Annotated in this window: 20 protein-coding genes and 1 pseudogene; 5 read left to right on the forward strand and 16 right to left on the reverse strand. The window is 60.5% G+C overall.

The features are described from left to right. Positions 1 to 9 precede the first annotated feature (9 nt). From trxA to WFI54_RS07200, 3 genes are all read right to left on the reverse strand, one after another. Entirely contained in the window at positions 10 to 411 is a 402-nt protein-coding gene (trxA, locus tag WFI54_RS07190) for a thioredoxin (RefSeq protein WP_336652106.1), read from the reverse strand. Positions 412 to 432: 21 nt separating this feature from the next. Then, positions 433 to 618 (reverse strand): hypothetical protein, encoded by a 186-nt coding sequence (locus WFI54_RS07195; protein WP_336652107.1) that lies wholly within the window; start codon positions 616 to 618, stop codon positions 433 to 435. A gap of 210 nt (positions 619 to 828) precedes the next feature. Next, positions 829 to 1,452, reverse strand: a complete 624-nt coding sequence (locus tag WFI54_RS07200; protein WP_336652108.1) for a metal ABC transporter ATP-binding protein — start codon at positions 1,450 to 1,452, stop codon at positions 829 to 831. Positions 1,453 to 1,507: 55 nt separating this feature from the next. Between WFI54_RS07200 and aztB the strand changes: the two genes are divergently transcribed. Genes aztB through aztD form a run of 4 tightly spaced genes read left to right on the forward strand, consistent with a single transcriptional unit; the run spans position 1,508 to position 5,771 of the window. Then, positions 1,508 to 2,419: a zinc ABC transporter permease AztB gene (gene aztB, locus WFI54_RS07205; protein ID WP_336652109.1), complete on the forward strand. Its 912-nt coding sequence runs from the start codon at positions 1,508 to 1,510 to the stop codon at positions 2,417 to 2,419. Beyond that, positions 2,416 to 3,615, forward strand: a complete 1,200-nt coding sequence (locus WFI54_RS07210) for an ABC transporter (protein WP_336652110.1) — start codon at positions 2,416 to 2,418, stop codon at positions 3,613 to 3,615. Before aztB ends, WFI54_RS07210 begins: the two co-directional genes overlap by 4 nt. A gap of 5 nt (positions 3,616 to 3,620) precedes the next feature. Beyond that, positions 3,621 to 4,532: a zinc ABC transporter substrate-binding protein AztC gene (gene aztC / locus WFI54_RS07215; protein ID WP_442918650.1), complete on the forward strand. Its 912-nt coding sequence runs from the start codon at positions 3,621 to 3,623 to the stop codon at positions 4,530 to 4,532. Positions 4,533 to 4,571: 39 nt separating this feature from the next. Further along, a complete protein-coding gene (gene aztD / locus WFI54_RS07220) occupies positions 4,572 to 5,771 on the forward strand; it encodes a zinc metallochaperone AztD (RefSeq protein WP_336652112.1) in 1,200 nt (399 codons plus the stop codon). 84 nt (positions 5,772 to 5,855) lie between these two features. On the opposite strand, the gene WFI54_RS07225 is transcribed toward aztD, so the two are convergent. The 11 genes from WFI54_RS07225 to WFI54_RS07275 all read right to left on the reverse strand — a co-directional run bounded on the left by WFI54_RS07225 (position 5,856) and on the right by WFI54_RS07275 (position 15,875). Next, a complete protein-coding gene (locus tag WFI54_RS07225; RefSeq protein WP_336652113.1) occupies positions 5,856 to 6,056 on the reverse strand; it encodes a hypothetical protein in 201 nt (66 codons plus the stop codon). Positions 6,057 to 6,670: 614 nt separating this feature from the next. Further along, complete coding sequence (locus WFI54_RS07230; protein ID WP_336652114.1) at positions 6,671 to 7,336, reverse strand: hypothetical protein; 666 nt, start codon at positions 7,334 to 7,336, stop codon at positions 6,671 to 6,673. Positions 7,337 to 7,555: 219 nt separating this feature from the next. Then, the gene (locus WFI54_RS07235; RefSeq protein ID WP_336652115.1) at positions 7,556 to 8,998 is read right to left on the reverse strand and encodes a hypothetical protein; all 1,443 of its coding nucleotides are present in this window, start codon (positions 8,996 to 8,998) and stop codon (positions 7,556 to 7,558) included. A 182-nt stretch (positions 8,999 to 9,180) separates the two neighbouring features. Then, positions 9,181 to 10,860 (reverse strand): ADP-ribosylglycohydrolase family protein, encoded by a 1,680-nt coding sequence (locus WFI54_RS07240; protein WP_336652116.1) that lies wholly within the window; start codon positions 10,858 to 10,860, stop codon positions 9,181 to 9,183. After that, positions 10,857 to 11,564, reverse strand: coding sequence for a DarT ssDNA thymidine ADP-ribosyltransferase family protein (locus tag WFI54_RS07245; RefSeq protein WP_336652117.1), 708 nt, complete (start codon positions 11,562 to 11,564; stop codon positions 10,857 to 10,859). Before WFI54_RS07245 ends, WFI54_RS07240 begins: the two co-directional genes overlap by 4 nt. Beyond that, on the reverse strand, positions 11,561 to 12,922 hold the full coding sequence (locus WFI54_RS07250) for a 3'-5' exonuclease (protein WP_336652118.1): 1,362 nt from the start codon (positions 12,920 to 12,922) through the stop codon (positions 11,561 to 11,563). Before WFI54_RS07250 ends, WFI54_RS07245 begins: the two co-directional genes overlap by 4 nt. A 117-nt stretch (positions 12,923 to 13,039) precedes the next feature. Then, complete coding sequence (locus tag WFI54_RS07255; protein ID WP_336652119.1) at positions 13,040 to 13,312, reverse strand: hypothetical protein; 273 nt, start codon at positions 13,310 to 13,312, stop codon at positions 13,040 to 13,042. An 87-nt stretch (positions 13,313 to 13,399) separates the two neighbouring features. After that, on the reverse strand, positions 13,400 to 13,555 hold the full coding sequence (locus tag WFI54_RS07260; RefSeq protein WP_336652120.1) for a hypothetical protein: 156 nt from the start codon (positions 13,553 to 13,555) through the stop codon (positions 13,400 to 13,402). Between the two features lie 88 nt (positions 13,556 to 13,643). Beyond that, positions 13,644 to 14,672, reverse strand: coding sequence for an ImmA/IrrE family metallo-endopeptidase (locus tag WFI54_RS07265; RefSeq protein ID WP_336652121.1), 1,029 nt, complete (start codon positions 14,670 to 14,672; stop codon positions 13,644 to 13,646). Further along, positions 14,665 to 15,330: a hypothetical protein gene (locus WFI54_RS07270; RefSeq protein WP_336652122.1), complete on the reverse strand. Its 666-nt coding sequence runs from the start codon at positions 15,328 to 15,330 to the stop codon at positions 14,665 to 14,667. Before WFI54_RS07270 ends, WFI54_RS07265 begins: the two co-directional genes overlap by 8 nt. Then, complete coding sequence (locus WFI54_RS07275; protein ID WP_336652123.1) at positions 15,327 to 15,875, reverse strand: sigma-70 family RNA polymerase sigma factor; 549 nt, start codon at positions 15,873 to 15,875, stop codon at positions 15,327 to 15,329. The genes WFI54_RS07270 and WFI54_RS07275 overlap by 4 nt, the downstream gene beginning before the upstream one ends. Positions 15,876 to 16,067: 192 nt before the next feature. Between WFI54_RS07275 and WFI54_RS12745 the strand changes: the two are divergent. Beyond that, a pseudogene (locus WFI54_RS12745) lies at positions 16,068 to 16,502 on the forward strand (very short patch repair endonuclease). A 90-nt stretch (positions 16,503 to 16,592) separates the two neighbouring features. On the opposite strand, the gene WFI54_RS07280 reads toward WFI54_RS12745, so the two are convergent. Both WFI54_RS07280 and WFI54_RS07285 read right to left on the reverse strand, forming a co-directional pair. After that, positions 16,593 to 17,942 (reverse strand): hypothetical protein, encoded by a 1,350-nt coding sequence (locus WFI54_RS07280; RefSeq protein ID WP_336652124.1) that lies wholly within the window; start codon positions 17,940 to 17,942, stop codon positions 16,593 to 16,595. Further along, complete coding sequence (locus tag WFI54_RS07285) at positions 17,939 to 19,000, reverse strand: DNA cytosine methyltransferase (RefSeq protein ID WP_336652125.1); 1,062 nt, start codon at positions 18,998 to 19,000, stop codon at positions 17,939 to 17,941. Before WFI54_RS07285 ends, WFI54_RS07280 begins: the two co-directional genes overlap by 4 nt. Between the last annotated feature and the right edge of the window lie 5 nt (positions 19,001 to 19,005).

The raw sequence follows: 19,005 nt of genomic DNA on the forward strand, positions 1-19,005 counted from the left end.
GGGTCCTCTCTAACGATGTGCCTGTGGATGGGTGGGTGCTGAAGATGCGGGCTGACCGTTGCGTTCGGTGAGCTGCCTGCGGATGTCTTCCATATCGAGATCGCGAGCGCCTTGGATGAGCTGATCGAGCTGCGGGGCGCGGAGGGCGCCTGGTTGCGCGTAGACCATGATCCCGTCACGGAACACCATCAGCGTCGGAATCGACGTGATGCGGAACTCTGCGGCGAGCTGCTGCTCGGCCTCGGTATCGACTTTTGCGAACACGATGTCCGGATGCTGCGCCGAGGCCTGCTCGAATACGGGAGCGAACGCCCGGCATGGTCCGCACCACGCCGCCCAGAAGTCAACAAACACGATGCCCGAGGCAACTGTTTCAGCGAAGTCGGCCCGAGTCAGGTTCTTCGTCGTCATGGCTCTGTTCCTGTTCGTCGCTCAGCGCCCGAAGAGCCGGGAGAAGAACCCTCCCCGCTCGGCCTTCGCCGCGTCAATCTGCGCCTGCGAGTGCTTGCCGCCGCACCACTCCGACGCCGGCACGCTCGCTTTCACCATGGCCACGTGCTGACCACAGCCCGCCCAGGTCGTCTTTCCGCAGGTGCGGCACTTCGTCGCTCGACACATACCGTGCTCCTCATCTTTCGCGTAAGCCCCAATACCCTGGGGAGTATTTTCAACTACCCCAACTATACCCCCAGGGGTATCCAGCTTGTCAAGTCCCCTGCACCCCGGCACTCTCCCACCCGGAAAGCACACAGGACACCGCGGCAGCGATGGCGGTCGCACACCCATCGGCGCTGCTGCCGCTGTCACTGCCACCCAGACCGAGCGCACCTAGACCACGCGACCGCGCTCCAACCGGACGACACGGTCCGCCGCGGCGACCGCGGCGGCGGCGTGGGTGACGGTGCACACGGCGACGCCGCGCGCGGCCTCCTCGCGCAGGATCAGCTGCATGCGCGCCGCGCTCTCCCGGTCGAGACCCGCCGCCGCCTCGTCCAGCAGCAAGATGTCGGGCTCGCGCACGATTCCCTGCGCGAGGAAGACCCGCTGCCGCTGCCCACCCGACAGCTCGGCCAGCGGCCGGTCGCACAACTCGGACATGCCGACGCGCTCGAGGGCCTGCAGGACCGCTCGACGCGCGCCGGCACGGGAGGCCCTGGCGCCACGCTTCCAGGTCCCCATGCGTACCACATCTGACGCCGTGACGGGCAGTGCGTCGGGTACTGCGGGACGCTGCACGACGAGCGCGACATCTCCGACGCGACGCACGCCGCCGCGGCGAGGCGCCCTCACCCCGGCAAGGATCTCTATCAGGGTCGATTTGCCGGACCCGTTGTGACCAGCCAGAGCGACGACCTCGCCGGAGCGCAGGTCCAGATCGACGGCGTGCAGCACGTCGTCGGCAGCGTAGCCGAAGCAGATGCCTCGGGCGGTCAGTGCAGAAGAGGATTTCATGCGCCCACTCTAGCTAATTGATAATGATTCTTACTTTCATGTAGGATCGCTTCTCGTGCCCTCCCTCATCGAGCCGTTCACCGTCGAGTTCTTCCTCCGAGCCCTCAGCGGCGGCGTGCTCGTCGCCGTCGTATGCGGCGTGGTCGGCACCTGGGTCGTGATCCGCGGCATTGCGTTCCTCGGTGAGGCGATCGGCCATGGGATGCTGCCCGGCGTCGCGCTCGCCACCGTGCTCGGCGCGCCTGTGCTACTCGGAGCCGCACTGAGCGCCGCAGCGATGAGCGCGGCGATCGGTCTGCTGCAGCGTCGCGGCCGACTCTCTTACGACACGAGCATCGGCCTGCTCTTCGTCGCGATGCTCTCACTCGGCGTGATCATCGTCTCCCACTCGCGCAGCTTCGCCACCGACGCCACTGCTCTGCTCTTCGGCGACATCCTCGCCATCCGCCCCGACAGCATCGCGGTCCTGGCGATCGCCGCGGTCGTCACGATCGGCATGTCGGCCGTCTTCCATCGATCGTTCGTGGCCACCGCCTTCGACACGCGTATCGCCCGCACGCTCGGTCTCCGCCCCCAACTCGCGCACGTAGCGCTCGTCGCTCTCGTGACGCTCGCCGTCGTGGCGTCGTTCCAGGCGGTTGGAACCCTCCTGGTCGTGGGTCTACTGCTGGCCCCCGCCGTCGCAGCCCGCGCATGGACCACACGCATCGCCACCACCATGGTCGCAGCCACCGTCCTCGGCGCGGCGGCTGTGCTGCTCGGCCTGCTGGTGTCGTGGCACTTCGCCACGGCCGCCGGCGCTTCGATTGCGGCGGCGAGCGCCCTACTCGCGGGTGCCTCCGCGGCCACCCGCTCCGTGGTCACCCGCACCGCCCGGCGACGCCACCCCGTCGGCCGCTCCACCGACTTCCGCGACGTCGACTCCACCGAGCCGGCCCTCGTCGCGCTCCCCGAAAGGAACCGATGATCTCCCGAACCCTGCTCTTCCTCCCCGCGATCCTGACGATCGCCGCGCTCAGCGCCTGCACCCCCGCACCGGACACCGCACCATCGACGCTTCTGGAGTCCGGTGACGGTCACGGCCAGATCGCCGGTGCGGCAGAGGTCGCCGAGCCGCCGCTCGGACTGCTCTCGATCGACGCCGAGGGCAACGCCGCGGTGCTCGATCTGCTCAGCGAAGAGACCGTTGGCCTCGGCGCCGCCCCTGCGCCGTCAGCATTCACGAGCGACGGACGCTACGGATTCGCCACCACGGACGAAGGCTTGGAGATCATCGACTCGGGCCGGTGGAGCTGGGACCACGGAGACCACTTCCACTACTACCTCGCCGAGCCCAGCATGCTCGGCACAGTGACGGGCGACGGCCCGGTGGCCGTCACGTCCGGCGCGCTGTCGACTTCCGGAACCACGGGCGTGTTCTTCGGCGGCTCCGGCGAAGCCGTCCTGCTCGACAACAAGGCGCTCTCCGAGGGGCGGATCGACGAGCTGTTCCGCATCGACACGGGTGCGGATGCCGGACTCGTCGCTCCGGTCGGAGATGGTGCGCTCGTCACTGACGGCGATGAGCTCGTGTATCGCGATCGCGCCGGTGATCCAGCCAGCACTCCGGTCGAGTGCATCGATCCTGCAGGTGCGATCACGACCAAGGTGGGGCTCGTCGTCGGATGCGCCGATGGCGCGGTGCTCGCCACCTGGCACGACGGCGAGCTCGTCACCGAGCGCATCGCGTTCCCGGCGGGCGCATCCGACCGCGCACTCTCGTTCGACGGGCGCAAGGGCCGTCCGACCGTCGCATCCGTGGCCGGCGCCTTCGGATTCTGGCTGCTGGATTCGCGCGAGCGCACGTGGACGCTGGTGCCGACCGAGCGCCCGCTCACGCGCGTGGTCGCGGTGGACGACGCCGAGGGCCACGTCGTCGCGATCGACGTCGACGGCCGAATCGTCGTGCATCTCGCCGAAGGCGGAGCGGTGGTGGGCGCCACCGAGCCGGTGCTCGCCGACGGCGGCAGAGCGTCATCGCTCGTCGTCGATGAGCAGCGCGCATACGTCAGCGACCCGACGGCGGGAGTCGTGCACGAGATCGACTACGCCGACGGCGCCCGGATCTCACGCTCGCTCGAGACGCCAACGGCTCCGACGTTCGTCACCGAGGTCGGACGATGAGGATGCTGCGCACGGGCGCTCTGCTGGCCGCGACCGCCCTGATCGGCGTCGGCGTCACCGGCTGCTCCGCTGCGGCGGGCTCGGACCGACCGCAGGTCGTCGTCACGACGAACATCCTCGGCGATGTCGTCGAGCACATTGTCGGCGACGCCGCGGAGGTCACTACCCTCATGAAACCGAACGCCGATCCGCACTCGTTCGCGATATCCGCGCAGGAGGCAGCGCGGATGGACTCCGCCGACCTGCTCGTCACGAACGGCCTCGGACTCGAGGAGGGCCTGCAGCAGCACATCGATCGTGCGGCTGCTGCCGGCGTGCCGACTCTCGTCGCCGGTGACATGATCGACGTGCTCCCCTACTCCTCGGAGGATGCCGCGGGCGCCGACGATCCGCACTTCTGGACGGATCCCGCTCGTGTAGTCGACGTGGTCAACGCTCTCGAAGACGCCCTCACGGACGTCGAGGGGATCGACGTCGAGCAGATCCGCAACAACGTCGACGTCTACCGCGACGACCTCGCCGAGCTCGACGAGGAGATGTCCACGGCCTTAGCCGAGATCCCCGCGGATCGGCGGGCTCTCGTGACGAATCACCATGTCTTCGGCTACCTCGCCGACCGCTTCGACTTCCGGCTCGTCGGTGCCGTCATCCCCGGCGGCACGACGCTCGCAGCGCCGAGCGCCGCCGACCTGCGCGATCTCACCGACGCGATCGACGAGGCGGGGGTCCGCACGATCTTCGCCGAGTCGTCGCAGCCCGACCGACTCATCCAGGTGCTGGCCTCCGAGGCCGGAATGGAGGTCGATGTCGTCGAGCTGTTCACCGAGTCCCTCACCGAATCGGGCGGGGGCGCGGACACCTACCTGACGATGATGCGCGCCAATACGAAGCGCATCACCGACGGACTCAACCCATGACAGGACCCCGATCGGGGCCCGACACGAGAGGAAACACAGATGAAGCGACACATGAGGATGAGTGCCGCTGTAGCGGCGCTGGCAGGCGTCTCGCTGCTCGCCACCGCCTGCGCAGGCGGCGCCGGGAGCTCCGCGCCGGCCAATGAGGAGTCGCCGGCTGCGGCAACCCAGACGGGACGGGTCGCGATCTCGTACCCCGGCGGGGTCGCCGTGCTCGACCCGGAGACGCTCGAGGTCGTCGGCGAGTTCGAGACCGAGGAGTTCACGCGACTCAATGCCTTCGGCGACGGTCGCACGATCGCGGTCACGACCTCCGAGGGCTTCCAGATGCTCGACACCGCCGAGCCCGCTCTCACCGACGCGCTGTTCAAGGGGACCGCTCCCGGCCACGTCGTCATCCACGGCGAGAACACGGTGCTGTTCGACGACGGCACAGGCATCACCACGATCGTGCCGAGCAACGGTTTCGCCGACGGCTACGACTCGGTGCCTGAGACCACGACCTACACCGCCGACGCACCGCACCACGGGGTCTCGATCGTGCTGGAGGACGGCTCGCTGATCACCACCGTCGGCGATGAGACCGCTCGCACCGGCGCCAAGGCGCTGCACGCGCACGACGACCACTGGCATGAGGTCACGGCTAGCGCCGAATGCCCCGGGATCCACGGCGAAGGAACGGCAGCCGACGAGGCCGTGATCTTCGGCTGCGAGAACGGCGCCCTGCTGTTCAAGGACGAGGCATTCACGAAGCTCACGGCACCGGACAGCTACGGACGCATGGGCAACGCCTTCGTCTCGGAGACCAGCCCGATCGTCGTCGGCGACTACAAGAACGACCCCGACGCAGAGGGCTACCTGCTGAAGGCGGTGACGCTCATCGACACTGCTGCCGAGACCCTGGAGGTCGTGGAGCTCCCCGCCGAGGTGCGGTACACGTTCCGTGACATCGCCCGAGGCCCCGGCGACCTCGCGTACATCCTGTCGACCGACGGACAGATCCACGTGCTCGACCCCGAGACCGGCAAGCTGACCGATTCGCACCCGGTCATCGCCCCGTGGGAGGGACCGGCCGAGTGGCAGGACGCCCACCCCGCGATCAAGATCGTCGGCGACATCGCCTACGTGACCGAGCCCGCCGCGAACAGCGTGCACGCGGTCGACCTGACCACAGGTGAGGTCATCGCCTCGGTCGAGCTCGACCACACGCCGAACGAGCTGGCAGTCGCGATCGGCTGATCGCCGCTATCCGCCGACGGAGCGGGCCGGGCATCCTTCGGGAACTGCCCGTCCGCTCCGTTGCCGTCTTGAGTCCAGGCGCCGTCAGCTGAATGGCAGGGCCTGCGATGGCGGCATCCACGACGAAGCGACCTCGTACTGTGCAGCAGCCGCATCGCCTCCACCCACGAACAGGCCGATGAGGCTGCAGGCGAGACGCGCCTGATCGCCGAAGCCAGCGCGCAGGAGCGCGGCGTCCACACAGCCGGGCATCGGCAGCACCGCGGGGAACGTCGGACCATGCATGAACTGCCACTTTGCCACTCCAGTTAGACACCATGATCGGCTATGCCGTGAGCTGCAGGATCCGGAAACCCTCGTCCCACGACGGATCGGCCGAGGGAGCCCCGCCCCCGTCGATGCCACGCCCCACCACTCGCCGGGCGATCGCTCCGACGTGGTGATCGACAACGGACGCCGCGACACGGGACGCTACGCGATGTCACGCTTCCCTTCAGCGCCCAAATCGACGCCTTCCGCCGAATGTTGGCGGCGCCAGTTGCGGTGCCGACAGGTTTGGAATCAACGAAGCCCTGATCAGAAATTAGTTCTCATCAGTGCTGCACTGTCGGGCTGACAGGATTTGAACCTGCGACCCCTTGACCCCCAGGCAGACGGATCGGCCACTTTCCCCCACTTAACCGGGGTTTTGGTGTTCCATGCATTGCAGAGCGAGTCATGTTTTGCATGCTTTGCAGGACGTTGGCCACTAGATTGGCCCACTAGTCACAACATCACCAACGCCGGGGATCACTTACATCCTCAAGCCGTTTCAAAGCTCGCCGATCACCCAGGGTGCGTCGAGAGATTATTCGATTTGGAGGACTGTCAAATGCGTGTATTCGGCTAAGCGTTCCACTCTAGCCCGAGGTAATGAACTCATAGAACTTCATTCCGGATACGGTGCATTTGATATCCAGCGCCGAGTCACCATTGCCTTCGTCTGACTTCTCCGGCTCACCGAGTTGCAGGTAACCCTCCGACGCGAGCTGACCGCAAATCTGCTCAATAAAGCCAAGTGGCCGCTGGATCCCTCTCGCGCTGAGCTTGTTGCGCACGGCCAGAGTCCCCCCTTCGATCCAATGCGGTCTCCGGTCGGCGTCTTTATATATGGCCGAAAGGACCTCGGTCTGCATATTACTCATGCGAACAAGCGACTTGGTGTAGACCTCCGCGTAATCTCTGTTCTGCGGATTCACCCCGGACAGCAATGCTTGCTTCAAGCTCGCAATGAGTTCCTCGTTCGAGGTCTCTTGAATCGCCCGAACAACCATCGTTAGGTTTGCGATAAATTGTTCCGACTGCACGAACTCGTCCAGATCGATGCTAGGCAAATGATCCCGGAGTCGCGCAAGTTCTTCAGAGAGTTCACGAAGGATACGTGCATTGCGTTTGTGACCTGCCGCCTCAATTGAACCGGCAAGGATAACCGAAAGCGGTCCACCAACCACGGGGATGGCACTCAAGGCAGCCTGAGCAGCTACCCCTGTCACAAAATCTACTTTGTCGGCAGCCGATTCTTTCATGGTTTCCTTCCCCTAGGAGCTCATTCACTAGACGTTAGCTGAGACAAGTCCTCCGGAGACTCAATCTCTAAAAGACTCTACTCGCGCCCTCCGGCTGCTGTGTGCTTTGCAGAAGGTTGCCCGCTGGAGTGGCCCACCATGTTCTCGGCGTGGCTCAAGGCGGCCCAGGCTTGGAATTGTCCAAGTCGCCTCTCTGGCCGCTACTAGATAACGAAGGGCCTACTTTCGTCTCCAGAATCGACGCCAATCGCTCACAGAGGAAGCCTGCTGGATCTGGGGTGAGAAATTCTCATTGGATTCATCCTCCTGGCAGGCGCCGAATAGCAGTGTTCTGATTCCAGGCCAGTCTTCGTTGCGCCACCGGCTAAGGAGATCGAAGCTCGTGATGATCGGTTCGTTCTGAGCGAGCAAGAACTCCTTGCGCGTAAACGGCGTAGGGCTGCGCTGGCTAGGCGCAGTGCGCAACTGATGATTTACAACCAGCGCTCCACCGTCAATCGGCGTTGCGTCCGCGAGGAACGGCCATTCTCGCATGTGGCGGAGGAGATCCTCATAGATGCGTTCTGATGGGTTTCCAGTTGCTGACTTGACTTCTACCAAGCGCGAACGCCCATCGTAGGTGCACAGGAAATCAGCGTTCTTGGTATCTCCGAGCAATTCATCAACATCAGTGACTGTGATGCCTGCAAACTCGAACACGGTTCGTACCGCACCTGCGAGCTGATCTCCAGTGCCGTAAAGGAGACCTTCTCTGACAGGGCCAGCCGCAGCTTCTGCAGCCTCAAGAGTGACTTCCAATCTGCTCTTACGCTCCCGGTATTCCTCCTTAAGATCTTCGAGCGACCGGCGGATCTCTTTCTCTCGAAGGGTAATTAGATCTGGTGCCGTTGCAAGGTTGCGGCGAGCACGCTGCATCGCGCCGGGCACGAGTTCAGGCAGAGCCTGCTCAACAAGCCAGGCAAGCACAGGTCTCCAGGGAGTCTCAGCAGGAAGGATGTAACGCCGCTCAACCTGATCTGGCGAAAGCCAGGCAGCGACAACTGGCTCGCCGAGCCCTGTTTCAATGACAGTTAGAAGATCTCCCTGGGGCGGGATATCTAGACGCATCCCGTCTCTTTGAATCGTTCCTCCGACCAGGGCAAGACTGTGCCATTCGGGCGCGGGCCGGAGGCTCAGCAGCCGGAGCGCGAGCTGATGGTCACAGTCGCTGAGATTAGGAGACATACTGATCTTCGCCCCAATACCGAGCGGCTTCGCATGGATGGAAGATTCATACCTGCCCAGATGGATAGAGTCGCTCGGGCCGAAGAGAGAATCGTAGGCATTCTTCTTTTGCCTAGCGCTTTCGACCTGACTTACAACGAGAGCCGTCTCATTCCGGCTCGCCGCACCATCTCTGAAACGATAGAACTCGTCCGCTCCCTGATTGTGAAATATGCTCGGCTGCAGAGCTGCAGAGCAGTCCGCCGTATCATGCCCGATCCATCGAGGTTCGAGACCGAAGGTTGCCCAGTCAAGTTGAGTCTCTGCGATCCTCGGGCGACGCTGCTCTCTCAGGTATGGTGCAGCGCTGTCACCCAATTCACGTTGCTTAGCCTCAATCTCGCTCCACTCGGCTGCAGGCCGCGAACCGACTTGCACAGGTACAGGTAGCTGGATCATTTTCACCTCTATAGGCACCTGGCGCCGCCAGCGGGCCTGAGGTACACGGTTGCGTTCATATATTCACTATCGGACTTCGTGAAAGCTACCTGCAGACGCTTCCTCTCGTCGGTACGCAGATCAACTACTCCGCCACGTTAGAGCAGATCCAAGGAGAGTCGGTACAGGGGTTGCTTCTTACCTCAACGCACTTCCTTGCGCCGACGTATCCGTATTCTGCGGCCATCAGGATCTACACCCATAAACCACTCTGGACCAGAATCTGCATCTGGCTCGAGATCCAGCTGTTCGATAGCCCGACCAGACAGCTCAATCGCGAGATCAACTTCCTGGCCTTCGGTAGTAATGGGTTGAGCGCCCTCCCGGAAGGAGAGCTGCGGAGAGATGAGAGCCTCCCCTTCCTGGACAGGGACTTCACGCCCAAGAAGAATTGTGTAGTACCGCACCGTTGTGACGAGGTCTTGAACGAGCAGCCGCACTCTCACTTCAGACTGTGGCAAGACCGCGCTCTTCTTGCTCGGAGCCACCTCTCTTCTCGTTTCGCGAGGCAGTTTCTGATCGATGTACATGGACTGCCCGTCTTCGAACAGGAGGCGGCTCCTAACCACGTCACCAGGATCCAGCGTTATCCGTCCGTCAACGACGAACAGGCGACCGTCCGGGAAAGAGGTCGCTTGCCCTGCCTTGATGTTCAGTATGTCATCTCGGAGGCGCTGGGAATCGCGCGTTGAGCTTCTGTCAGCCCACAGGACAAATTGCGATTCACGCTTCAGGAGACCCCGAGCTAGCTTCCGTAAATAGTCGGAGTCTTGTACTAGCTGCAGTTCTCTTAGCCAGGCTGTTCCGTGAATTGCACCTAGTAACCCGCCGACCATCGCGCCGACGGTATCGGTATCAGATTCATCCAAGAATGCAGCCGAAAGCAGTCCGCTCAGAGGTCGCGCGGCTCCGCGGCTAGCCAAGTAGATCGCGGCCACCGCTGTCTTTGTGCCCGAGCCGCCTTCCGGCCCGGCAATGCCCAATTGATCCAGAATGAAATCGTCGTCAGCCATCGAGCTTCTATGAATGGCATCCTCAACGAAATCGAGCATCACCATCGTCTCGTGGGCAGCCCTCTCCCACTCCTGCTCGAAACCCTCCCGGCTTCGCGCTTCAAGCATGAAATTGCTGAGCAGATCGCCCGCCAGAGAAGGGCTCAGAATTCCTTCGCGTGCTGCCCGGATCAGCTGTCCGTACTCGACTGTTTCGCGTGCGTTGAATGCTTCTCGTAGCGCGGCCGCATAGATGAGCGCGCCGATGTGAGCCCGCGGGTGCCCGTGAGTGGTTGCAGCATCAAAGAGTACATTTCTCAGGAGTTCCTCGCGGGTCTCAGTCGCTAGAACATGAGGAGCTACGCGCATAGCTGCACCGTTGCCCCCAGCTTCTCGATAGCGTCGAGTCTGATCGCTTGAGCGTTTGGTGTCAGTAGCATGCCACGGGGGCCGGTGCTCGCTCCAGCTTCTTGCTGCTGCGAGCACGGCTCGGCCTCCACCGCGCTGGTACAGAAGCCACGTGGGGAGTTCGACTTCCACGAACCACTCCAACCACTCACTTCCCGTGAGGTAGGAGCGGGCGAGAGCACAGATCAGCTGAGTGTCATCACTGTACTCACCGGCTTCAACACGATCAGAGTAGTAGCCGCCAAACCGGCTTCCCCCTCTGCGAATCCAAGAGTCGTAGCGAGGGGCTGGCCGACGCGACCGCCGTGCTTGTTTCCCTCCGATATGTCCCCCTCGGAGCTCCTGTGGCCACCCCAGAGCATCACCAGCGGCACTGGCGAGGAAGATCCCTTCGGCCCGGTCAAGCCTGTTCTCTTGGATCATGCGAGACCTCCCCTTATGTACTCCTTGCCGGTGATGCGGCGGCCGTTCTGGGCTGCGAGGCGGACTGTCCCTACGTCGAACATGCCAGGTGCCACATACCACCGTAGTTGATCAGGGTCAGCATGAAGCAGTCGCAACCTCCCCTGCTCCTGGAGCGCATCTTCATCACTTGGTACGACAACGCCTTTTATGTATTCGATTGGAATTGGCGCAGGGACTAGAGCTTCAGCCTGAAGATCGGTTGGGCAGCGGGGGTCATGCTGAACGCCCCGGCAGAATGCCCGAGGCCCGCCGCTATCAATTGACTGCGCATAGCAGGCCTTGAGTCCTTCTCCGCCAGGTTGACGAGGCACCCCGGATTTTGCTGCGTTGTAGGGACAAAATAGAGTCCCTTCAAATGCCAGCACCTGGGGTTCCAGCACGAGCATGATCCAGTCTTCAAAGCCTTCGGCCCGGGGGCGTGCTTTGTTGAGGTAGTAGGCGTTTGGGTACTGAATGCTTACGCTCAATTTGTCAGGATGCCCATCTGCGCGGATAGAGTCAGACTCCGAGTAGGACTTGAATTTGTCATCAGCCAGGCTCGCAACGGACCGGAGCTCTCCGTCGTTGAGAATGCTCTTGAAGTTTCGAGATTGAGTGAAATGCACTATGTGGGAGATGCCACGTTTCTCGATTTCTTCGATGACTTCCATGTTCAGGTTCATTGCTTCACCTCAACCTGCCACAGGCCGCTTTCGGGCGCAGGAAGGAGCTGTGTCGGCGAACCGGTGCATGTCACAAGGAGCTCGGTTCGAGCCCGTGTCACCCCGACATAGAGAAGCCTCGACTCGCGCCCTTGGGCCTCAACTGAGCCGAATGCAGTCACTACATCTTGCCGGGGCATGCTATCTGCATTGGCAAACGGGACGATTACGATCTCGAACTCCAGGCCCTTTGCGGCGTGGAAAGTCCCGACGTAGATTCCCGGCTCGTCATCCCAACGCCGCATATTGCGGTCAATCTTGATTGCCCCCGGAAGCAGTCCAAGTAGGCTTCTCACGGTCGAGCTTTTGCGAACGAGTACTGCCACTCTCGCCGTTCGTCCCAGCGACGAAGCTCTCTGAACGACCGTTGCGGTTTCGTTCTCCAGGGATTTTGCGACGTAAAGAGTGGGCAGGGCCCCTGCAGCTCTTCGGGGAGTAATGGGCATCACTATGTCGGGAGTGTCCTTGAAATGCGGCATTTCAGCCATTGCAAGCGCGATTCGCGCGATCTCGGCGGTATTCCGGTAGTTGTCGGTGAACCGATGTACTTGTGCAGGCTTGACGCTGAGACCCCAGGTGCGCCATGTGGTTCGTTGGCCGTAGACCTGCTGGGACTCATCCATAAAGACAGTGAGCGAGCCGCCTGGCTGAATCGCGGCCGCCAGAGACCGTACGATCTCGGGCGAGAAGTCCTGTGCTTCGTCGATTACTATGTGGCGATATCTGCGGGGAGTGCTATCTTCTGCGAGCGCAGCAAGCACAGCTGTGGCGAGGTTCTCCCAGTAATAGCGTTTTCCCGACGCAGAGAGCTGATTTAGCGTCTCCTGATGGATTTGCCACATAACCTTCCGAAGGCTGGGAACGAGAGCTTCTTTGCGTCCCGCGCGTTCAACGGCGAGATATGACTGCTCGTCACCTATTCCCATCCCGCAGATCCACTTAATTTCATCGAGGAAGAACTCGACGGGGCGTTCGAAGAACGTGTGGGGCTTGTAGCGCTGGCGAACGAGACTGATTGCGACGCGCAGATCGTGCTCCATGTCGTCGGAGATGCAATTGTGACTCATGCGCCCGCGGTTGTTCAAGTACCCTCTGGCAAACTTGTGGTAGGTCTCGATGACGACGCCAGCAGCCTCGCCTTCTGCCATGTATCTCAGATACTTGACCAACGAGTTGTCATGGGTGAGCAGCAGTGTAGGGCCAAAGTTCTTAGTCGTAACTGCGGCAAGTGCGGCGCTACGGAGGATCGCCATGACGGTCTTTCCAGAGCCAGCGGTGCCGTGTATCAGGCTGTGGCCTGATGCTGCGAGGTAGACCACTTCGTGTTGCCGCCCGTCCAGCTGAGGTAGTGGCATTCGTGTCTCACTTCCCTTGTGCTGTTCCGTCGGGATAACCGCGTCTTGCCATTGTCTCAGGATCCGCTATGGACCACTTGCCTAGAGGTTCTTCTTGAGCCATTCGTTGATCTTTGCTGAGACCCCCGTCGTTGCCCAGGACGCGCCTGTGACGGTGACCACGACGACGGTGTCGTTGCTGTCGATGTGTTCCTTGATGCCATCTCGGAGCTGAGAGGCGGTCAGCGTGGTCTTCACGAAAAAGCTGCTCTGATGCGGCTTAGCCCACCCCTGGTGAGATTTCAGATAGGTGATGAGCCCGTCGTAGTTCTGTCCTGCTTTGTTGAGGTCGTAGTTGACCCAGTGCACTGCCATTTTGCGTCCTTCGTTGAGAAAGTTGGATTGTATGAAATTGGTCTGGAGAGGGGCGCCGCTCGGGCGGTTAGCCCCTCTCCAATGGGTCTACTTTTCGTTTCGGACCCCCTTGTGCTGGTTCGAGCTTCCGTTCAGGATGCGACCCGTCTTGGTGTCGCGCTTGAACCAGGTGTTCGCGTGCTTGAACTCGCTGCGGTTCTTCACCGCGCCAACGCGGTGCCCGCGTCCCGTGTTCTTCGCCATGTTCCTTCACCTCCATCCCGAGGGTCTAAGTTCTCGGTTTGGAGGACCCTCTACTAAGTAGTCGAGATAGGAGACGGAAGAGTTAGCGTCAGGATCTGCAATCGAGGCAGACCCCGTCCGTGACGAGATGTGCTTGGCGCTCGATGAAACAATTTGTGCAGACAATCGCCGCGGCAGATGCTCGATCACATGGGCAGTTCTTGCAGCTCGGGCAGTAGGGCTTGCGGCAGTTTGGGCAGGGATATCCCCGTGTTTCGAATTTTCGTCCGCAGCAGTAACCCCAGATTTTTGGTCGGGTATCAAAGTCTCGCTCGATAGGCACCTGAAATGATTCGATGTTCCAGAGATCAAAGCCGCTGAACAGGACATGAATCCAGTTGCCCTCTGCGACTGCGTCCACGAAATAGTCCTCCTGTGTACCCCACGGAGTCCGCCAGGAAAGGCGCCTTGTCATCCTCTGTCCGATCGGCAGAGCCAGAAGTGAATGCCCTGCGGGCACTTGCTGCCCTCGCCACGGAAAGACCTGGGGCCACCCTCTTTCCGGGTCCGGGTTCACGCTCGCGTGCGCCACGGTGCGGTCCTTGCGGTTGATGATCGTGACCGCTCCAAGACCCGGCAGGTGCCGCGCCAGGGCAATGGCGCACACTGGCCGACTGGCGTGGGTAGCGGCATAGAGATCAAGTAGATTCTGCGCGACCGGCGGACCACCGCCGATGGCCTGCGTTACCGCTTCGTCTGTGAGAAGTAGTTCTTGAGCAATATGATCACACACCGTTTCAAGCATGCGGCCCGGGTCGTCGAGGTCGGCGAGCCAGTCGTAACATTCAGATGCCTGATCGACAAGCCAATGTCCGAGCTCGTGCGCGAGAGTGAAATTCTCCCGTCGACTGTTTGGCGTGGGCGCATAGAGAATGACTCCGTCCTCTAGAAAGGACATGCCGTCGCAGGCTCCGCCATCATTGCGCTGTTCCGTGAGGTGGTCTACCGGCGTGACAACCAGTCCGAGTTCTTCGCTGAGTACCGCCTTCGGTTCTCTGCTGAACCTGACCTTGGCCTCAGCCGGCAGGAACGAAAGAGCAGTCTTCACGCAGTTGCCTAAATTCATGGAACTACTCATTTTCCGCCCGGGTCTCCACTGAGGTCACCAGCGTCTCTAGAGATCTCAGAAGCTGTTCGGCGTCGGGCTGGTCACCGCGGTGGACGGTAGTGAGCATTCTACTTTCGAGCATTGCAGCCGCCACCGATCGAGAAACGTGCACAGCTTGCGACCAGCGAGCCACGAGATCTGCGAACAATGAGGACTCTCGAACTGACCGGAGATCTGCTGAGACTTCCTCGGCGGCTTGAACAGAGATAAGTTTCTCGGTCACGGTCTCTAAGATTTCAGACAGTGCTTGGATCACTGCTGGCGGAACATCCGCTGCGATACGAGTTTCCCATCTGAAGACGTCACTGGTCTTAAACTCCCACCCGCGCTGCCTCAAGCGCTCGGCTATCTGGCTAACACTCATCCGCGCATTCTTCCGCGCTCGGGACAAGGCGGCGGGATCCAACCGGCAATCGCTCTCAGGAACCAGGCCCAGCATCGCGGCGACAGGATCGGCTTCCAGCGCAGGAGCTTCCTGCGCTGAGAGCCAGGTCAAATCTGCAACCTGCAGGAGTCGAAGAATCTCTTCTCGGTCAGCATCGGAATCACAACTCTTCAGGATCTCTTCACGAGAATCAGGCTGCTCAATGAGCCGCATGAGGACTTCGTCGCGCTCTTCGTTATTCATAGTTCCACTCCTTCCTGCTTATATAGTTCATCGCGAAGTTGGGCAAGGGCCTTCGTCATCATCTGGCTGACCCTGGGAGGCGTAACTCCCAGCTCTTCAGCTACTTCACCTCTGGAACGCCCTCTGACCTGGATATCCCAGACCACTCGTCGGTGGCGGTCGTCCAAGATCCGTAAGCAATCCCGCAAGACTGCAGCTCTTCTCTCGTTCTCGAGGAGTTCCTGGACCTCTTCTTCAACGTCTACTGCAGGGTGGGCGAAGGAGAGTTCTCCTTCGTCGTCATCGTCTAACCCTGGCCCGGCATGCGCCACAAGCGCTGACTTCAGGAAGTCCAGTGCTTTTCGTTTTGCAGCCGTGACCAGGAAAGCTTCCCAGTTGCGCACTCCTGACGGCGGAGAGTTCATGATCGAGACGATTGCGTCCTGCACCACGTCTGCCGCTTCTGCCACACGACCGGCTCCGCGCAATACCGATGCAGCGACCCTGTACATGGCTTCTCTATTTTGAAGATAGAGAGCAGCCAGATCCGGTACTGATTCAGCCATCTGAGCGTCTACGGAGGCCTCAGCAGCTGGCGTTCTTCTGAACGTAACTTTGTGCCATGTCAATGTCCCTTTCTCACTATGTAGTCGAGACAGAGTCGTTGACAGTTAGGACGTCATTGGCCCGGCCTCCAGAAGATTATCCCGCATGCCTGCTCCTGCCCGGTCAAGGACCCAGTCTCGTATGCTGGCCGCATGGACGTACTGCTTGCTGTTCCGTTGGCCGCGAGTCCTGGCCGACGCAAGAACGTGCAAGCCAATCGGCGACGCGACACCAAGCCCGAGCTCGTCCTGCGCTCCGTTCTGCAGAGGCTTGGCTACCGTTACCGCTATGAACTGAGGATCGACCTTCCCAGAGGATGAGTTCGTCCGGACATTGTCTTCACACGGAAACGGATTGCCGTCTTCGTGGACGGCTGGTTCTGGCATTCTTGCCCCGAGCACTGCAATAGACCTTCGGTCAACCAGTCCTACTGGTCACCGAAACTCGCTCGGACCGTCGAACGAGATGCGCGGAACACGAAATCGCTTGAAGACTCGGGCTGGAAGGTCATTCGCATACAGAACGATGAGAGCACCGCCCAACGCATGATGGACACGCTGAGATCCGCGTCTACATATCCCGTCTGACATCCCGGGACACGATAAACAAACCGAGTAGCTATCGCTGATAGTTCAGCTAGACGCTTCTGACCTGTGGTCTAAATGTCAGCATCTCACTTAAGATTCAGTACCCAGGAAGTCATCAGTCGTCTTGGGATTTTCAAGTTTGTTGGCAATGTCCCGCAAGGTTCCTGACAAAGATTCTGATGACTTGCCAGCCAGTTCTGCTCGCACTAAATCAATCACGTCTTCGACGTCGCGAGAAGCAAGGTTAAGGCTATCGACTGCTTCTGAATCATCCGTTGCGGTAAGTCCAAGATCCTCGAGAGTCTGCACTAGTCTCACGGCGAGGGCGGGCTCTCGTGAATGAAAACGGACCAAGCTTTGGTAGACGAAATGAAATGCTGCGGCGCGACCGTGTGGTGTGATGCGAGAGGAGATCACGTCCATCAATGCAAAGAGATCGACCACGGCCGGGTCGATACCTAGACGGGATGCAGTGGGGTCAATTGCCTCAGCAAGCTCGTCCCCTGATGGTCCTCCTGCAACCCCTGCTGCAACAATCGTTACTTCTTTTAGGCCGGCAGAGGCAGCAACCTCGAGCTGTGGAACTTTGTTTGACCAGTTGGCAGCGGAGACCTCTATTGCGCCTCTCAAGGCTTGACGATAGCGGATTTCGATATCTCCGGCAGACTTTGTGGCCCGATCATTGGCGCCGACATTCTTTGTCTCGATACGCAGCCCGCTTGTTGACTGTGCCATCTCTTGTTCTAAGAGTCCGGCCAGAAGGTATTGCTCGAGAGCTCCACCGCTCCCAGTAGCGAGAAGGCGGTCACGCACCCTTCGATATGTTGTGAAGGTTAGCCGGGAGGCGATGAGGCTAGGCCAAGCTGGGAGGCTGGAAGCACTTGAAAGGAATGCATCAACAATGCTGACGGCTACTACACGAACTTCATTCAAAGTTCGGTCATTGGACGACTGCCAGATGACGAAGTCTCGGAATGCCGCTGATCGTGCGTGTGCGGCGAGGTAGCCACTTCGGAATGTAGAGGATTGAAGCGGCCCCTGAGTGGCAGGGATATTTCGAGGTGCTAGCAGCTCTTTGCATAGGTAGTCGCTCACTGAACGGTCAGACGCAAGACGTCCTTTTGCGGTGAGATCTCCCTTGCTCGGATCTATGACGTTCAAGACCCGTTCTTCGGTAAGCGCAAACTGGGCAATGGTTAGTGCGGCCTCGGCAGCTTGACTTGCTTCTGGTGGATCTCCCCTGAGTGGTAGAAGCAATCGATCAAGGATCTTTTCACCTTCGGGATCGAGTGTTGGGACAATCGGCGATGAGTCCGTGGATCTTGACTCCAGCAGAAGACGTAAATCTTGCTGTACCGCCTTGCTCCGCTCTGTAACGGTCTTGAAACGCGATCGCAGAAGCCAGTCAGTTTCGCCTACCGTTGATTCTGAGTCGTTCATGCCGCGAGCGACTCCAACTGCACAGTCTCAGCCGACGCCGCAGAAAGGTGGCGCACTACTGCCTCACCAACCGCCGATGCGAGCAAAACTGGAACGGCGTTTCCGATCTGTCGATACTGGGAGGAGGTCCGGCCGCTCCAAGGCATGTCCGCAGGAAACCCTTGGATCAATGCAGCTTCGGCGACCGTAATCCGCCGCGCACCAGGCACAATACCCGAACGAGGCGCGCCTCCATCCATCAGATGAGCATGGTATTTGGCAACGATATCCCCACCGTCAAGCCAAGGGGTCTTATTGCCCCCCATGGATGCGATCAGTGTCGGGGCAAGCCCGTCTGGATTAATGGGGCGTCCGCCACCGTTCCACAAGTGGCCATCCCATGGGGATGGTCGCAGATCTGGCGTTTTCGCGTAAGTGATCTTCGCAGTGTTCGGGGTTCCGATGGGGAGATTTGGATCCAGAAGGCTTTTTGCCTGGACCCAAGGCTTACTCGCAAGCGCGCCGTGCGTAGGAGAGGGCCATTCAAATCCGCCCCTGCGGGAACCAACAATCACCAGCCGTTGACGGCGTTGGGAGACTCCGTAATCAGCCGCGTGTATCAATTTCCAATCCACTAGATAACCGAGGTCTCTGAACGCCGCGAGAATGCCCTTTAAGACGGGCAGCTGACTGCCCTTGGCAAGACCAGGAACGTTTTCCATGATGAACGCGTCAGGGTTGACTTCTTTCACCACCCGAACGAACTGTGGAATTCCGTCCCGTTCGTCGAGGACGCCTCGCCTCGCGCCTCCTGTGGAGTATGGTTGGCAAGGCGGGCCGCCTGCAACCACCGCAACATTACCTTTTAAGTGTTTGAAAGCATGTTGTCCGACATCGCCCTCGAAAAGTTCTAGCGAGGTATCCGGGACATATTGTTCGTGTGCGTTCTGGTATGTCTCTAGCGCATCTTGATCCATTTCAGACGCAGCGATTGGCGTAAGGCCGGCTCTGCTCAGGCCAAGACTTAGCCCTCCGGCACCTGCAAACAGGTCGAGCATCGGGAGCGTCTCTTTTGCCATGTTGC

The organism is Leucobacter sp. MMO-125, assembly GCF_037148395.1.
Taxonomy (GTDB): Bacteria; Actinomycetota; Actinomycetes; order Actinomycetales; family Microbacteriaceae; genus Leucobacter.

Bases quoted from the DNA above. Each gene is read 5' to 3' on its own strand.
- trxA (WP_336652106.1), bottom strand. From the start codon at position 411: ATGACGACGAAGAACCTGACTCGGGCCGACTTCGCTGAAACAGTTGCC.
- WFI54_RS07195 (WP_336652107.1), bottom strand. From the start codon at position 618: ATGTGTCGAGCGACGAAGTGCCGCACCTGCGGAAAGACGACCTGGGCG.
- WFI54_RS07200 (WP_336652108.1), bottom strand. From the start codon at position 1,452: ATGAAATCCTCTTCTGCACTGACCGCCCGAGGCATCTGCTTCGGCTAC.
- WFI54_RS07210 (WP_336652110.1), top strand. From the start codon at position 2,416: ATGATCTCCCGAACCCTGCTCTTCCTCCCCGCGATCCTGACGATCGCC.
- aztD (WP_336652112.1), top strand. From the start codon at position 4,572: ATGAAGCGACACATGAGGATGAGTGCCGCTGTAGCGGCGCTGGCAGGC.
- WFI54_RS07225 (WP_336652113.1), bottom strand. From the start codon at position 6,056: ATGCATGGTCCGACGTTCCCCGCGGTGCTGCCGATGCCCGGCTGTGTG.
- WFI54_RS07230 (WP_336652114.1), bottom strand. From the start codon at position 7,336: ATGAAAGAATCGGCTGCCGACAAAGTAGATTTTGTGACAGGGGTAGCT.
- WFI54_RS07235 (WP_336652115.1), bottom strand. From the start codon at position 8,998: ATGATCCAGCTACCTGTACCTGTGCAAGTCGGTTCGCGGCCTGCAGCC.
- WFI54_RS07240 (WP_336652116.1), bottom strand. From the start codon at position 10,860: ATGATCCAAGAGAACAGGCTTGACCGGGCCGAAGGGATCTTCCTCGCC.
- WFI54_RS07245 (WP_336652117.1), bottom strand. From the start codon at position 11,564: ATGAACCTGAACATGGAAGTCATCGAAGAAATCGAGAAACGTGGCATC.
- WFI54_RS07255 (WP_336652119.1), bottom strand. From the start codon at position 13,312: ATGGCAGTGCACTGGGTCAACTACGACCTCAACAAAGCAGGACAGAAC.
- WFI54_RS07260 (WP_336652120.1), bottom strand. From the start codon at position 13,555: ATGGCGAAGAACACGGGACGCGGGCACCGCGTTGGCGCGGTGAAGAAC.
- WFI54_RS07265 (WP_336652121.1), bottom strand. From the start codon at position 14,672: ATGAGTAGTTCCATGAATTTAGGCAACTGCGTGAAGACTGCTCTTTCG.
- WFI54_RS07270 (WP_336652122.1), bottom strand. From the start codon at position 15,330: ATGAATAACGAAGAGCGCGACGAAGTCCTCATGCGGCTCATTGAGCAG.
- WFI54_RS07275 (WP_336652123.1), bottom strand. From the start codon at position 15,875: ATGGCTGAATCAGTACCGGATCTGGCTGCTCTCTATCTTCAAAATAGA.
- WFI54_RS07280 (WP_336652124.1), bottom strand. From the start codon at position 17,942: ATGAACGACTCAGAATCAACGGTAGGCGAAACTGACTGGCTTCTGCGA.
- WFI54_RS07285 (WP_336652125.1), bottom strand. From the start codon at position 19,000: ATGGCAAAAGAGACGCTCCCGATGCTCGACCTGTTTGCAGGTGCCGGA.